Genomic DNA, 16,480 nt, shown 5'->3' on the forward strand with positions numbered 1-16,480 from the left:
AAAGCAATAAAAAAGCCAGCAATTGCTGGCTTTTTTATAGGGAATTTACCTTGGCATATCCTGAATCAATTCCTCATAACTGAGTTCGGTTTTCTGAATGACTTTTAAGCGTTGCAGCTGATGCTTGGCTTCATCTTCATAGTCATTAAAAGCTAGTAATTTGGCATATTTGATCAGGTTATATTTAGTTGGATAACTTAATACCATCTGTTCACCTGCTTGAATCTGTTCAAGGGATGCTTTGCTATACGGATTAAGACGAATCCAGTCAATACGGTGATTAAACTCTGTTAACAAATAGATTGACTGTTGATTGGTGATTTTTTCAGGCTGTTGCTCATAACGAATACTTTGACCAAGTTTGGGTACAGCGACATCATAATCCCGATAGATCACGATTAATAACAGTAATCCAAACCCAAAAATGATTTTCATTGCTATAGCCGGTAAAGTCACGGTTTTGATATTCGGATTTTGAGCTAGAACCGTACCAACAATAAAACCAACAGGTAATAGAAAATAGGCATAGTGCTGCGGAAACTCGAACATAGCATGAGTAAGAAAAGCTCCAATCATTAAAATACCAATGACCGACTCAGGAGTTTTCACCCATCTTTGAAGCTGATAACCTAGATAACCAAAATAAGCCAAGAACGGCAGACCAATAACCAGCCCATTCCACAGCAAGAAATCAATAATAAAGTTATGTGCACTGCGAATCCAAACTGGGCCTTGCACGGTATCGCTAATCGAGACAAACGCTACACTGGTCTGATACCAGCCATAGCCCCACCATGGCTGTGACTGAATGGCAGCCAGCATTTGTTGCCAGATCGCTAAACGAGACATATCGCCTGTTGCACGAGCAACTACATCACGGCTTTGTACCACATCTGCATCTATTGCTTGAACAGCCAACTGACTCAACAATGGAAAAGCAACAATGCAAGTCACAAAAAAACTGAACCATGCAATGCTGTAATACCATTTCAGGCGAATAATACCTTGATATTGATAGAAAGCTAGAAACAGCATAATCGCAATGGCAGCGACCCAAGCGGTACGAGACTGGCTTAAAGCCACCCCCATGACAATAATTGCCGCACATGAAAATAGCCATTTGGTCTGGATTTTTTTCTTTTCATATAGGTAGAGGCAACTCATTAAAGACATGAGCAAGAAAGTTGCCATATTATTCGGCTGGGCAAAGTTAGCAAATGGTCGTGTGGTTCCATTAATATTCACCATACCTGGCAGCACTGCATCCAGATTAGACCACTGACACAGTGCAATTAAACCGGTAATCGTCCCTGAAGCTAGAAATACATAGCTCAGATTGGTAAAAGTTGCTTCTCGGTTAAGCTGCCCTGTTGAAAGGTTATAGCCCAGTACACTTGCCAGCCAGAAACACAAAACATAGATTACTCCCATCATGGCAGTACTAAAGAAAAATACTTGTCCTGCTAGCAATTGAATTACAGGAACACAAGCAAGTAATAATAAAGGTAGACCTATCGCAGGTAGCTTAATTTTTTCTTTGAGAAATATAGCAGCCAAAGCAAATAAGGCAAAAAATGCATAAAGTTCACCCGTATAGGTAACCCATGGACGATAGTGCACAGGGATAAGCCATGCGAGCGAAATAAGAATTGCTGCAATGAGAGCGAGCGTGAATTTCATGGAAATATCAGGCAGTGAAAGTTTGGCACATAATAAACAAAAAGCAGGTGATTTTGTAATTTGATCTTCCTGCTACAAATCTTTATCAGTACAGATAAATACAAAAAGACGGTTTTGCAATTATAGAGAGTAAGAGAATATAAGTATAAAGCTGTTTGCCCTACAGGCAAATAGACAGGGATATTATGGTATTAACTAAAATAATGAACAAATTTAAGTCGTAAATATGGGGGATTCAATGATGAGCGTATTCAATGAATATTATACTGCTGTAGAGCGATTAAAAACCAATAAACCAACCATCCCACTGAAAGGTTCTGCAATTAATAATGATACCATCGTACTTGAAGCAGGGCGTAAGCGTGGTTCGATTAAGAAGAGTGTTATGCGAAATTAAAGCAATTGAGCAAGCTGCGCAAGAAGCAAGGTAAAATGTTCTTTCGCCTGTACAACAGATTGAACAGGCAAAAGGCAAGATCAAGGCGGTTAAAACTGATTATGAACAATTAAAAGAGGATTATAAAAAATTGCTGAAAATTTGTAATTCATTGTTATTAAAAAATTTTGAGTTGAGACAAGAAACGCATCTCTAAAGATGCGTTTTTAAATTCTAGTTCAAGTTAATTAATTTGATTTAGCCACTAATTTACAACGACCAGTTTCTAGGCTACAAGTTACGCTTGCACTATTTCCGTTAGTAATAGTGGCCGTAATTGCTGTAGCAGAAGGGGTACCAAGTTCACAAGTAGCAGATTTTTCAGGTGCAGTTGGTGCAGCAGATTCAGGACCGTTATCTGGATCATTTTTCCAAATCATATATTTAGATGTATATGCTTTAGTATCAGCTAAACATGCATTGTCTGCTGCTTTACGCGTATAGTTTTGATAAGCAGGAATCGCAATCGCAGCTAGAATACCGATAATTGCTACAACAATCATTAATTCAATAAGGGTGAAACCCTTTTGCATAGTTTTCATAACATTCTCCACAAATGTTTTTGTTTATTTATAAGCCTAAAGAAAAAGCTCATTTAGCTTAATATTATATTTAGCACTAAGTGTGCCAAGTTTTATTATAATAAAATTGACAAAAAAAACAGCACTTTAAAAAAATATTTTTATTTTTGTAACTACTATGTTTTATTTTGTGTAAATAACTGACAAAAATTGTCAATTAGTTGACTAAAATCACCCCAAAATTATCGGTTTATTCCCCAATTCATTTTCTAAATCATCTATTTTCCGATCGTAGTACTGATCTAGTACTTCACCAATCTGCTTCACACCTTCAATGACACCTTCTTTAAACCTCTGCTGAGCCAGATTTTGAATAATGTTTTGACAGATTTCATCCCAGACCTGCTGGGTCGTTGCATTCTTAATTCCCCGATCAATCACAATTTCAACCTTGTGCTCGCACAGGTTCAAATAAAGCAAGACCCCACTATTATATTCAGTATCCCAAACCCCAATTTCAGCAAATAACTGTCGGGCACGACAAAGTGTATCCTGATAATAAGCAGATCGTGAAGGCAGACAGCCCTCAATCACCACCTGAATCTCCCCGACATGTCCATGCTCAGCTTCTTCCACCGCCACTGCAATCGCATGCTGATCCTGCTTGGAAAAAAAACGCTTGGTGGCCGGCATATAAAAGAAATGTTTTAACCAGCGCTTAAAACTCGGCTGCGCATGTTCTTCCAGCTTCGGCTGCGTGACAATCTCTGTCGTATCTGTAGTTGTTACCATGAGCCTGATGCTCCTCCCCCACCAAAACCACCGCCGCCTCCACCGAAGCCGCCGCCTCCAAAACCGCCACGCCCATTACTACCGCCACGACCTCCACCTGCCATGAAAGCATGCAGGATCAGCTGGGCAAGTGAGGTCACGAGCAAAAAGAAGACTCCAGCACCAATTAATAGGCTAGCAACCAATCCCATTCCATTGACTAATCCAGCTGTGGTACCCGCTACTGCAGCAGTGGCCGCACTCAGCTTCCTGCCAAAGATCATGGAACCAATGACACCAGCGACGATAATAAAAATAACCGAACCAAAAGTCGCTTGAGATGCTTGCTGCGCTTTATAAGCCTGTTCCTGACGTTCTTTAAGCTCAGCCGCTGCTTGAGCTGCAATTTCTGGATCCAGATTTAGAATACGCTCGATTTCTGCCAGCCCAGCATCTATTCCTTGCGCATACTGCCCCTGCTTAAACAAAGGTGTAATTTTGTTATTAATAATCCGTCCAGCCACAATATCCGGCAGAACGCCTTCTAACCCATAACCCGTTAAAATCTGGATACGATGATCATTTACTGCAATGGTCATTAACAGACCATTATCATGTTCTTTTGATCCCAGTTGCCAGCGATCTGCCACACGCATGGAATAGTCAAAAATATCTTCCTGGCCCGTAGTAGGGACAATCACTACTCCGATCTGAGCCTTACCTGCCTGATAAAGATTGATGATTCGTTGACTAAGTTGTTGTTTTTCTGCTGCCGTTAATAAATTTGCCTGATCAATCACCGGCTCATTCATGGTGGGCAAGTCGCGCTGAACCTGACCTTCTGCCATATCATTGGCAATTTGGCGCTGCGGTGCTGTATCTGCAGATTCTACATTTTGATCCGTAGTATTCGTTTTAGGCTGCAAAATTTCACGTGCAACAATCACTTCTTCTGTATCAGTTGCTGTTGCTGTTTCACTCCAGGCAGGATTCATCAGGCTCATAATGAGGCTGAGAAATATACCCGTACAAAGTTTTACAGCGCTTATATGCATCATTGCAGCCACCTTATTAGCAGATTACCCAAGATCAAGCTTAGTCAAATGAAACCTTAGGTGCCTGTTGCGCACTCTGCTCTGCACTAAAGTTTGGCTTGGTATTCATGCCAATGACTTTGGCCGTCATCACCTGCGGGAACTGACGTGCATAAGAGTTAAAATCTTGTACAGTGGTAATATAGCGGTTACGTGCTACCGCAATACGGTTTTCAGTACCCTCAAGTTGTACCTGCAAATCACGAAACTGCTCATTGGCTTTCAAATCAGGATAATTCTCGGTTACGGCCAATAAACGCGATAAGGCACTGGTCATTTGTGCCTGAGCTTCCTGATAACGCTGGAACAGTTCAGGATCTTCCAGCACTTCACGATCAACTTTCAAACCTGCCACATTGGCGCGTGCCTGAGTCACTTCAGTCAATACCTGCTCTTCATGCGCTGCATAGCCTTTGACGACATTCACCAGATTCGGCACCAAGTCAGCACGACGCTGGTACTGGTTTTGCACTTCAGACCATGCCGCAGTCACAGCCTCATCCTTAACTTGTAAGGTGTTATAGCCACAACCTGTAAGCGTAAGAGTACTGGCTAACATCAGAGCAATGAAAGATTTTTTTAATACAGGGATCATCTTTTATCCTCAATTCTTTATTGATATTTATTTAATTAATTTGATTTTAAACATATTTTTCTCATTTTTTGTTAATTTTTATAATTTTTTACTTATATCGTTCTTATTCCTTTCGTTATGCTTCAAAGCTACGAATTAATATTGGATATATCTATAAGTTAAAATCCATATCTACTATAACTTCTTAGAACTAAGCTGACTGAATTAGTAAAATGAGGAAAAATTAAAAACCCGCCGTAGCGGGTTTTTTAAATAAATGATTAAATTAGATTAAACATCAAGATAATCCAGAATACCTTCTGCAGCCTGACGACCTTCCCAGATCGCTGTCACAACCAGATCAGAACCACGAACCATGTCGCCACCAGCAAAGATTTTTGGATTCGAAGTCTGGAATTTGTATTGCTGTTGCTCGGCTGCAAGTACGCGACCCGAACCATCCAAGTTGATTTCTACGTCAGTAAACCAGTCTGCAGGACTAGTACGGAAACCAAATGCCAGCAATACTGCATCTGCAGGTAGAATTTCTTCTGAACCTGGAATTGGTTCTGGGCTACGGCGTCCACGGCTGTCTGGTTCACCCAGTTGAGTGGTTACCACTTTTACGCCAGTCACTTTACCATTTTCACCCACGATTTCGATAGGTTGACGGTTGAACTGGAATTCCACACCTTCTTCACGTGCATTTCTTACTTCACGACGTGAGCCCGGCATGTTCGCTTCATCACGACGATAAGCACAAACCACTGACTCAGCACCTTGACGGATTGAAGTACGGTTACAGTCCATCGCGGTATCACCACCACCCAAGACAATCACTTTCTTGCCTTCAACACTGATGTATTCGGATGGATCTTTTTCCCAGCCCTGGCAACGGTTCACGTTAGCAATCAGGAAATCCAGTGCATCATACACACCATCCAGATCTTCACCAGCAAAGCCACCTTTCATATAAGTGTATGTCCCCATACCCATAAAGACAGCATCATAGTCAGCGAGTAACTGGTCGATAGTGACATCGGTACCAATTTCAGTATTCAGACGGAATTCAACCCCCATGCCGGTGAAAATTTCACGACGGCGTTTCATCACGTCTTTTTCCATCTTGAATTCTGGGATACCGAAAGTCAGCAGACCACCAATTTCAGGACGTTTATCAAATACAACTGGCTTAACACCATTACGTACCAGAATATCAGCACAACCTAGACCGGCAGGACCTGCCCCAATGATAGCCACTTTTTTATCAGTCCATTTCACATGAGACATGTCTGGACGCCAGCCTAAAGCGAAAGCGGTGTCATTGATATATTTTTCAGCATTACCAATGGTGACTGCACCAAAGCCATCATTTAAGGTACAGGCACCTTCACACAGACGGTCTTGAGGACAAACACGACCACAGACTTCTGGCAAAGTATTGGTTTGGTGACATAGTTCTGCTGCCTGGAAAATACGGCCTTCTGCCAATAACTTCAACCAGTTTGGGATGTAGTTATGAACCGGACATTTCCATTCACAGTACGGGTTACCACAACCTAGACAACGATGTGACTGATTTGCAGCCACTTCTGTTGTGAAAGGTTTATAAATTTCCACAAATTCTGCTTTGCGGACGTCAATCTCTTTTTTCTCTGGATCTTGGCGTGCGACATCCAGGAATTGAAAGTCATTATTTAGGCGCTCTGCCATCTCTCTCTCCGTGGGTAGACCCAAGGCTTTATTCGCATTACCTTAGGTCTGCCTATATCTGCAGTAGTGGAATTATTGTGGATCAGCTTGAGTTGTTTTCAACAAGGTCAATAAGTTAGCTGCTTTTGGTTTTACCAGCCAGAACTTACGACTATAGAAATCAAACTCATGGCGGATCTTGTACGCCCAAGCACTACCTGTTTCTGCAATATGTTCATCTAAAATGCGAAGCAAGAAGGTCTGATGTTCTTCCATCGCTTCAGTTGAGATACGGTTCAGTTCAATCAACTCGTGGTTATAATGGTCAACGAAGTCATTGTCCAGATCAAGCACATAAGCAAAACCGCCAGTCATACCTGCACCGAAGTTATGGCCTACTTTACCTAGAACAGTCACAATACCGCCAGTCATATATTCACAGCAGTGATCGCCTGCACCCTCAATCACGGCGAAGGCTCCTGAGTTACGTACCGCGAAACGCTCACCCGCTGTACCTGCTGCAAACAATTTACCACCAGTCGCACCATACAGACAGGTGTTACCAATAATTGCAGTATTTTGAGTCTGGAATGGCGAACCTTTCGGTGGGAAAATCGAGATACGGCCACCTGCCATACCTTTACCCACGTAGTCGTTCGCATCACCTTCCAGTTTCAGATGCAGACCACCGGCATTCCAGACACCGAGTGACTGACCCGCTGTACCAGTTAGATTTACTTTAACCGGATGTGCTTCCATACTCAGGTTGCCATAACGTTTGGCAATTTCACCTGACAGACGTGCACCAATTGAACGGTCACAGTTACCTACGGTAAAGCTGTATTCACCGCCTGTACCTGCTTCGATTGCTGGCAGAATTTCCTCTACCATTTTCTCAGCCAAAATACCTTTATCGAATGGTTCATTACCCTGTACTTCACAGTACTGTGCTTTGCCTTCTGCTGCTGGATGTGACTCTAGCAGTTTGCTCAGGTCAAGGTGAGCATGTTTGTCAGTTTCACCTGGCAAGATTTCCAGCAAGTCGGTACGACCAATCAGGTCTTTCAGGCTAGATACGCCAAGTGCCGCCAACCATTCACGTGTTTCTTCAGCAATGAAAGTGAAGAAATTGATCAGCATTTGTGGTTCGCCGATGTAGTGCTCTTGGCGCAGATGATCCTGCTGAGTCGCAACACCGGTCGCACAGTTATTCAAGTGACAGATACGCAGATATTTACAACCTAAGGCAATCATTGGTGTTGAACCAAAGCCGAAGCTTTCTGCACCCAAAATCGCTGCTTTTACGACGTCCAGACCAGTTTTTAAACCACCATCAGTTTGAACGCGTACTTTGCCACGTAAGTCGTTTACACGAAGTGCTTGATGCGCTTCACTTAAACCTAATTCCCATGGAGAACCCGCATGGTGAATCGAGGATAATGGAGATGCTGCTGTACCACCGTCATAACCAGAAATAGTAATGAAATCGGCGTAAGCTTTCGCAACACCTGCCGCAATCGTACCTACACCCGGTTCAGACACCAGTTTCACCGATACCATCGCTTGCGGATTGACCTGTTTCAAGTCAAAGATCAACTGCGATAAATCTTCGATTGAATAGATATCATGGTGTGGTGGTGGTGAAATCAGGGTAACACCCGGAACTGAATAACGTAAACGGGCAATCAAGCCATTTACTTTACCACCAGGTAACTGACCACCTTCACCTGGTTTCGCACCTTGAGCCACTTTAATTTGAAGTACTTCTGCTGATGTTAAGTAAGCAGGAGTTACACCAAAACGACCAGATGCAATCTGTTTAATTTTCGAGTTGCGGATGGTGCCATAACGTGCTGGATCTTCACCGCCCTCACCAGAGTTAGAACGACCACCGATGGTGTTCATGGCAATCGCAATCGCTTCATGTGCTTCAGGAGACAATGCACCCAAAGACATACCCGCAGAGTCAAAGCGAGGCAAGATATCTTCTACAGACTCAACCTGATCCACTGGAATTGAGTTGTCAGTTTTCAGCTTGAATAAGTCACGGATGGTTGCAATGGGACGATTGTTTACCAGCTCTGCATATTCTTTAAAGTCAGCATAATTACCAGAACGTACTGCTTTATGCAGTGAGTTAATTACATCCGGGTTAAACGCATGGTATTCCTTGCCGAAAACAAATTTCAGCATACCGCCCTGATCGATTGGCTTACGATTTTTCCAGGCCAAATCTGCCAGTTGCTTCTGGTCATTTTCAAGGTCAGCAAAAGTTGCACCCTGAATACGGCTCGGAACACCTACGAAGCATTTGTCCACAACTTCATTGGATAAACCGACTGCTTCAAATAACTGACCGCCACGATAAGAAGCCACAGTTGAAATACCCATCTTAGACAGGACTTTCAGTAAGCCTTTTTCAATACCCTTACGGAAATTGTTTTGCGCATATACCGGATCACCCAGCAATTCACCTTTAGCCACCAGATCATTGATCACGTCATATGCCAGGTACGGATAAATTGCTGTCGCACCAAAGCCAAGCAGCACGGCAAATTGATGTGGATCACGTGCAAAACCGGTTTCAACAATCAGGTTCGCATCAGTACGCAGACCAGTATTGATTAGGTGGTGGTGTACTGCACCAGTGACCATCACAGCATTGGCTGGCAAGAAACCTTCACGAATTTTCTTGTCTGAAAGTACCAATAAAGTTTTGCCGTCACGAATCGCTTGCGCTGATTCTTCGCAAATACGAGCAATCGCAGCTTCTAAGCCTTCAGTTTCAGCATAGTTCAGATCAATATCCGCAATCTCATAACCTGTACGGCCTAGCGTACGGATCTGATGCATTTTTGAATTAGACAGGACTGGACTTGAAATAATCAGACGGTCTGCATGTTCTGGACCCTGTTCGAAAACGTTTTGTTCACGACCTAAACAGGTTTCCAGCGACATCACAATCGATTCACGTAATGGATCGATTGGCGGATTTGTTACCTGTGCGAACTGCTGACGGAAATAGTCTGATACATGACGCACCTGACGTGACAGAACCGCCATCGGTGTATCGTCACCCATAGAACCTACAGCTTCCTGACCGCTTTCAGCGATTGGACGCAGCAACTGGTCACGTTCTTCGAAAGTTACCATGAACATTTTCTGTGCCGCTTTCAGGTTGTCACCTTTCAAGCCTCGCTCACATAGATATTCTTCCAGCTCAGGGCTACCTTGTAGACGTACAGCATTTTCACGTAACCACTCACGGTACGGACGCATACGTTTCAGGTGATTATTCACATCCTGAGTATCTAATACTTTACCGGTATAAGTATCGATCACCAGCATTTGACCTGGACCCACACGACCTTTAGAAATGACATCTTCAGGTTCATAGCCCCATACACCAATTTCTGAAGCCAGTGTAATGTAGCCATTTTTAGTGATGACCCAGCGTGCCGGACGTAAGCCGTTACGATCCAGCATACAGATGGCATGACGACCGTCTTGGATAACTAAACCAGCAGGACCATCCCATGCTTCCATATGTTTAGAGTTGAATTCATAGAATGCACGTAAATCTGCATCAAGCGTTTCAACGTTCTGCCAAGCAGGTGGAACCAGCATACGTAGCGCACGGAACAAATCCATACCACCACCCACTAGAATTTCCAGCATATTATCCAGACTAGATGAATCTGAACCAGTACGGTTTACGATTGGATTCAGCTCAGTCAAACCTGGCAGTAATGGGTTTTCAAATTTAGGCGTACGCGCCATTGCCCAGTTACGGTTAGCCGTAATAGTATTGATCTCACCATTGTGGGCCAAGTAACGGAATGGCTGAGCTAGTGGCCAGCGTGGCAATGTATTGGTAGAGAAACGTTGGTGGAAGACCACGATATGTGATGCCAGACGCTCATCAGCCAGGTCAGTATAGAAGTCAGCAATAGCTGCTGGCATCATCAGTCCTTTATAGCTGATTACAGTTGAGCATAAGGTCGTCACATAGAAGTATGGATCACTGGTTAACTGCTGTTCAGCACGACGACGTGCAAGGAACAATTTACGGTTGAATTCAACTTCAGTCACACCGATTGGGCAGTTAACAATCACCTGTTCAAAAGCTGGTAGAGACTGCATTGCAATCTCACCGAGCGCCTCATTATTCGTCGGTACAACACGCCATGCGATAACGCGACAGCCTTCTTCTTCAATTTCTTTCGTCAGGACTTGTTTTGCATGTGCAGCTAATGCTGGATCCAGATTCAGGAATACTGTACCCACAGCAAAAATCTCACTTAAGGTAATGTCACTTAAGCGTTTGGCCTCTTCACGGAAGAATTCTTTAGGCATTGCCAGCAATAGACCACAACCATCACCGGTCTTGCCATCAGCAGCAATACCGCCACGGTGGGTCATACAACTTAGACTATGAATTGCGGTCTTGACCAGATCATGACTGGCATCACCCTGCATATGGGCGATCAAACCGAAACCACAGTTATCTTTAAACTCATCCGGTTGGTATAAACCTTGAGCGGGAGCTACATTATTAGGCGATGGCATGTGCATAGCGTACCCTTCTTTTCACTAAGCCCGATAGGCTATTAAACAATCTAAATTCTGCTGTGCGTGACTGTCTGATTTACTCCGCAAGCTAAGCAGCTTTATAGAGCAAAATATCATTGAGTATCTTTTCAACATAATCCTTTTTCAGACGGAATGCATGAAAAATAACATTCATTTTGCTGATGGATAAGATAAAAATAAGCAACAAAGATGACAATTACGCCTATTCATCGAATCATTTTCGCGCCAAAACAGGGAGATTAATTCAATTCATGCACCAATAAAGCAAATTTCATGCCAACTTAAGGAGCAAAAATCAAAACAACACAAATGACAAAGATTTAGCCTACAAAAGAAAAATTATGATTATTTATGGTGCGTATTTTTTGCACCAAAAGCGCACATTTATAATAAAGATAAAGTGTCCGTGCGCTATTTTAGACCGGCCTAGTTAAATGGATCACTAATCTCGTTTTCTTGAGGTCGAGAATTGCCATTTGATGAGCGCGGACTTCCTTCGACATGACTTTGAGATTTCTGTACATCTACTACATTACCTTCCTGATCACGTCGAACAATCGTGGTACTCGTGGTGCTTTCTTTAGGGGTGACCACAGGTGCTGAAGGTTGAGCTTTCGGTCTTATCTGTACGGATTCATCGACTTTCGGTAAAGGTACATTTTTCAACTGAATTTCATAAAGTTTTTGATTACTTGCCAGTTCTTCCGAACCCATACTGTTGACTAGACTGGCATATTGTTGCATGGCCACAACTTTAGGCTGGACGGATTTAGGCAGATTCAGATTGAGCACTGATAAAGCCTGTTGAGCTTCTGCTGCGGTTTTATACAGACCATATAACAATACATATTGTTCAGGCTGGTTCTCACCCGAAAGCCTTAAATAAACAAAAGGCTTACGATCCTGCTGCTTTTTCAGGAAGGTTTTTAGAATGGCTTCATTACCTACACGAAATAGCTCAATCGCATGCTGTTTCTTTACTTCACCAATATATTTGGTTCCGCGGAATTCAGGCTCATGACTAACATTGACAACAATCCGAGTATTGAGAGCAAGAGGCTTAACCTCATCAGAAAGTGCACCAAGATGGGTCATTGAGGCCACTTTTTCTGGTTGAATCTGTAATTCAACTTCCGTTTCCGGCTTCTTCTCTACTTCTACCACTTCATCTGTATCGGTAATAGCCCAAAAAACCAAGGCAGCAAATAGACAGCATACGCCACAGACCAGCCAGAAATAATGCTGAATCTTTTGCCAAGGGGTACGTAATGCTGTCATAAAAATTTAAACCTATGCCTGATGAGCTAAAATCGCCTCTTGCATCAACTCGACATCAAAGTCTCGAGTAATGACCGCTTTTCCAAGTTGCTGCAATAATACAAGACGAAGCTGCCCATTTAAAACTTTCTTGTCGTGAGCTATATAAGCTAGGAAATCGTCAAGTGGGATTTTAGGACAAACGATAGGTAATTGCGCACGAGAAATGATTTTTTTTGTACGCTCAAGGTCTTCTAATGAAATCCAGCCCATGCGATGGGATAAATCTGCTGCCATCACCATACCGGTTGCTACTGCTTCTCCATGCAGCCATTCACCATAGCCCAGATAAGACTCAATCGCATGACCGAATGTATGACCGAGATTAAGTAAAGCACGCTCACCCTGCTCTTTTTCATCATTGGCTACAATACGAGCTTTATGTGCACAAGAACGATAAACCGCTTCGGCCAGCAATTGCTCATCACGGGTAATAAGACCTTCCATATTGGCTTCTAACCAGACCAGAAAATCTTCATCTCCGAGTAAGGCATATTTGATCACTTCAGCCAGACCCGCAGACAGTTCACGATCCGGCAAAGTTGCAAGTTGTGACATATCTGCCAGCACCACTTGTGGCTGCTGGAAAGCACCAATCATATTTTTACCCAGTGGATGATTAATGCCGGTTTTACCCCCCACACTGGAATCCACTTGAGAGAGTAACGTCGTTGGCACCTGAATAAAATATACTCCACGCTGGAAACAGGCAGAAGCAAAGCCGGCCATATCTCCAATAACACCACCACCGAGTGCCAGAACCGTACTGTCTCGGTTAAAGCCTGCCTCAAGCAATGCATCAAAAATCAGGTTTAGATGCTCAATATTTTTGTATTTCTCACCATCCGGCAAAATACAGGTCGCCACAGTTTTACCCAAATTTTCCAATGCAGCCTTATAGCGATCCAGATAGAGTGGTGCCACCGTATCATTACTGACAACCATCACCTGTTTGCCATGAATATAAGGCTCAAGCAATTCCTGAGGATTCAAGTTACTGCCAATAAAAATGGGGTAACGACGTTCACCGAGTTCGACATATAAGGTTTTCATGAGGGGATAACCACTTTTTCAACTGAACTTATTTTTTCGGAAGGATGAGATTCAGAATACGCTGCGCCAGATCTCGTGCAGCTCCCTGATTGGTCTCAATGATGTAATGTGCGACTTCCCGGTATAACGGGTCCCGCACTGCAAGCAAATCTTTGAGTTTCTGTTCAGGATTTTCGACTTGTAACAAGGGACGGTTTTTGTCGCGATAGGTTCGCTGAAGCTGAATTTCAACTGGAGTGTAAAGATAAACAACGATGCCTCGCTGCTTTAAATAATCCCGATTAGGAGCCTGAGTAATTGCACCACCACCAGTCGCAAGTACCAGCTGTGGACGTGAGGTTAACTCATCAATTACAACAGTTTCACGATGACGAAAACCCTTTTCACCCTCTTTTTCGAAGATCCAGGGAATTGTAGCTCCTGTTTTCCGCTCAATTTCATGATCGCTGTCCAGAAATTCTCGTCCTAACAGTTCTGCTAAATGTCGTCCTACTGTTGTTTTACCGGCCCCCATCGGCCCTACCAAATAGATATTTGGCAGGGTTTCAAACTCTTTGCTTGGCAAGGAGTCACCTATTCATTTTGTTAAATTCAAAATATATTAATGATTTCTTGAAACACTGTCATTAACAATTCGAGGTGTAACAAAAATCAGTAACTCACGCTTGTTATCCGCTTTTACATCTTTACGGAATAAACGACCTAAATAAGGTAAATCGCCCAAGAAAGGAACTTTAGTTTGTGCATTTCGAGTTTCTTGCTCAAAAATACCACCAAGTACTACTGTTTCGCCATTATCAACCAGTACATTGGTGTTTAAACGGTTTTTATTTAGATAATACTCACCCATTGGCGTTACCCCAGCAATACTGTCACTGGAGATATCTAAAGCCATTTGAACTTTACCATCAGGTGTAATGCTAGGAGTAACATCAAGCTTCAATACCACATCTTTAAATTCAGTTGTTGCTGTTGCATTCGCCCCAGACCCTTCAGTCGACTGGTATGGGACTTCCAAACCGGACTCTACTGTTGCTTTCTGTTTATCAGCTGTCAAGACTTTTGGCGTAGAAATCACTTCACCATAGCCATCTGCCTGGAGTGCTGATAATTCAAGATCCAGCATAAAATCTGAAAGGCTAATTAAACCAAAGGCAATACGCCCAGCGGCATTCTCGACACCTAAATCAACATTCAAGTTACTAGGGCGTTGAATTTCATAAGTTGGAATACCCGTCGCGCTATCAATTTCAGGTGTTCTTAAATCCCAAAGAGTCGTATCACTACCTCCTACAAGTAGATGATCGTTATTAGTAATACCTTGAGATAAAATCCCCCATTTCACACCCATTTCTTTCGCAAATTCGGTGGATGCACGAACAACACGAGCTTCAACCATCACTTGTTTGACTTGAACATCAAGCAAGTCGACCATACTACGAATTTTATCAATAAACGGTTGAGTATCATTCACGATTAATGTATTGGTACGAGCATCAATAGATACAGAACCACGTGAACTTAATAAACTTTCTTTATCTTCATCATTAGAATTATTGGAAGAGTTATTCGAGGAGTTAGAAGAGTTCTGGGCTGATTTATTTTGTGTAATCAGTTTTTCAATATCTGCCGCCTTCGCATAACTAAGTTGCATATATTCTGTTTGGATTGGAGCTAGTTTAGTACTTTGCTTTAAAGCCTTAGCTTCCTCTTCTTCAGCCTTAATTAGTTCTGCCACTGGTGCAATCCAGATCACATTACCATTACGACGTTTATCCAGATTTTTGGTTTTTAATACAATATCTAAAGCCTGATCCCAAGGTACTTCCTTGAGGCGTAAGGTAATATTACCCTGTACGCTATCTGCAGCAACCATATTAATATCGGTAAAATCAGCTAATAGCTGTAAAACACGACGGACTTCAATATCCTGAAAATCTAGAGAAATCTTCTTGCCTGTATAAGCGACTGATTTAGGACGTAAAGGCCCTTTAACTTCTGGACGCTTCAAACTAATGGTCAGCTTATTATCTGTCTGGAAAGCCATATATTCATAGCTTTCCGCAGACTGAATGGTAATTACGCCTGATCCATTCTGGTTGACTGCATCTACCGTTGAAACGGGTGTAGCAAAATCATTTACATTTAAACGTCGGGTCAAATGTGCCGGAATCTTGGAGCCCAGAGTCCGCACAATCACTTTGGTTCCCTGCTGCTGTACATCGACTGGTGTGTTCTGACCTGCCAGATCAATTACCACCAGTCCTTCACCTTGCGCACCCCGCTGGAAACCAATATTAGTAATCCCCTGAGCAACCTGCTGTTGTACTGGCTGAGCAATAGCGACTGGAGTAGCAGAATTAATTTTTAAAATAAAGGTATTGCCTTCCACACGCGTCGTAAATGCACCTGCATTAGCGAGATTCACCGTCAGTCGAGAACGCTGTGCATCTGAGCTAACATCCACTGAACTAGCTTCAGCAGTTGCGACTGGAATACTAGACTGTTTTAGATTTTGTTGGGCCTCATTAAAATCCAGAATCAGGCGTGATGGAGATTCAAGCTGATAAGCTTGAGGCTGAGGTGGCAAGCCATTAAACATCACCCGGATTTCAGTTCCCTGTCCAGGAATTTGCATTGGCACTACATTGGTCATTGAAACCTGCGCACTCGCTGCTTGCATCACAGCAATCGCGACAGCCCCCATAGAAAACTGACGAAACACATGATTCATTGTATTAGCATCCCC

11 protein-coding genes and 1 pseudogene are annotated in these 16,480 nt (G+C 42.9%); 1 reads left to right on the forward strand and 11 read right to left on the reverse strand.

The features are described from left to right. Positions 1–45: 45 nt before the first annotated feature. Positions 46–1,680 carry a PglL family O-oligosaccharyltransferase gene (locus AC4MBN_RS12890; protein ID WP_491880325.1) on the reverse strand — a complete coding sequence of 545 codons (1,635 nt, stop codon included), beginning with the start codon at positions 1,678–1,680 and terminating at the stop codon, positions 46–48. Between the two features lie 241 nt (positions 1,681–1,921). On the opposite strand from AC4MBN_RS12890, the pseudogene AC4MBN_RS12895 reads away from it, so the two are divergent. Beyond that, positions 1,922–2,273 (forward strand): annotated as a pseudogene (locus tag AC4MBN_RS12895) (hypothetical protein). A 31-nt stretch (positions 2,274–2,304) separates the two neighbouring features. Here AC4MBN_RS12895 and AC4MBN_RS12900 read toward each other — a convergent pair. The 10 genes from AC4MBN_RS12900 to AC4MBN_RS12945 form a co-directional block, all read right to left on the reverse strand. Next, on the reverse strand, positions 2,305–2,649 hold the full coding sequence (locus AC4MBN_RS12900) for a prepilin-type N-terminal cleavage/methylation domain-containing protein (protein ID WP_491880963.1): 345 nt from the start codon (positions 2,647–2,649) through the stop codon (positions 2,305–2,307). Positions 2,650–2,868: 219 nt separating this feature from the next. Beyond that, the gene (locus AC4MBN_RS12905) at positions 2,869–3,429 is read right to left on the reverse strand and encodes a TPM domain-containing protein (RefSeq protein ID WP_491880326.1); all 561 of its coding nucleotides are present in this window, start codon (positions 3,427–3,429) and stop codon (positions 2,869–2,871) included. Beyond that, entirely contained in the window at positions 3,423–4,466 is a 1,044-nt protein-coding gene (locus AC4MBN_RS12910) for a TPM domain-containing protein (protein ID WP_180031257.1), read from the reverse strand. Before AC4MBN_RS12910 ends, AC4MBN_RS12905 begins: the two co-directional genes overlap by 7 nt. 37 nt (positions 4,467–4,503) lie before the next feature. Then, positions 4,504–5,097 (reverse strand): LemA family protein, encoded by a 594-nt coding sequence (locus AC4MBN_RS12915; protein ID WP_491880327.1) that lies wholly within the window; start codon positions 5,095–5,097, stop codon positions 4,504–4,506. A 270-nt stretch (positions 5,098–5,367) separates the two neighbouring features. Beyond that, positions 5,368–6,789 carry an FAD-dependent oxidoreductase gene (locus tag AC4MBN_RS12920; RefSeq protein WP_491880328.1) on the reverse strand — a complete coding sequence of 474 codons (1,422 nt, stop codon included), beginning with the start codon at positions 6,787–6,789 and terminating at the stop codon, positions 5,368–5,370. 72 nt (positions 6,790–6,861) lie between these two features. Then, entirely contained in the window at positions 6,862–11,337 is a 4,476-nt protein-coding gene (gene gltB / locus AC4MBN_RS12925; protein WP_491880964.1) for a glutamate synthase large subunit, read from the reverse strand. A gap of 450 nt (positions 11,338–11,787) precedes the next feature. Then, on the reverse strand, positions 11,788–12,639 hold the full coding sequence (locus tag AC4MBN_RS12930) for a hypothetical protein (protein ID WP_179992175.1): 852 nt from the start codon (positions 12,637–12,639) through the stop codon (positions 11,788–11,790). Between the two features lie 12 nt (positions 12,640–12,651). Further along, positions 12,652–13,731 carry a 3-dehydroquinate synthase gene (gene aroB, locus AC4MBN_RS12935; protein WP_491880329.1) on the reverse strand — a complete coding sequence of 360 codons (1,080 nt, stop codon included), beginning with the start codon at positions 13,729–13,731 and terminating at the stop codon, positions 12,652–12,654. 28 nt (positions 13,732–13,759) lie between these two features. Then, a complete protein-coding gene (gene aroK, locus AC4MBN_RS12940; protein ID WP_180031266.1) occupies positions 13,760–14,296 on the reverse strand; it encodes a shikimate kinase AroK in 537 nt (178 codons plus the stop codon). A 36-nt stretch (positions 14,297–14,332) separates the two neighbouring features. Beyond that, on the reverse strand, positions 14,333–16,465 hold the full coding sequence (locus AC4MBN_RS12945; RefSeq protein ID WP_491880330.1) for a type IV pilus secretin PilQ: 2,133 nt from the start codon (positions 16,463–16,465) through the stop codon (positions 14,333–14,335). Positions 16,466–16,480 lie beyond the last annotated feature (15 nt).

The organism is Acinetobacter sp. CAU_H_60 (genome assembly GCF_058599385.1).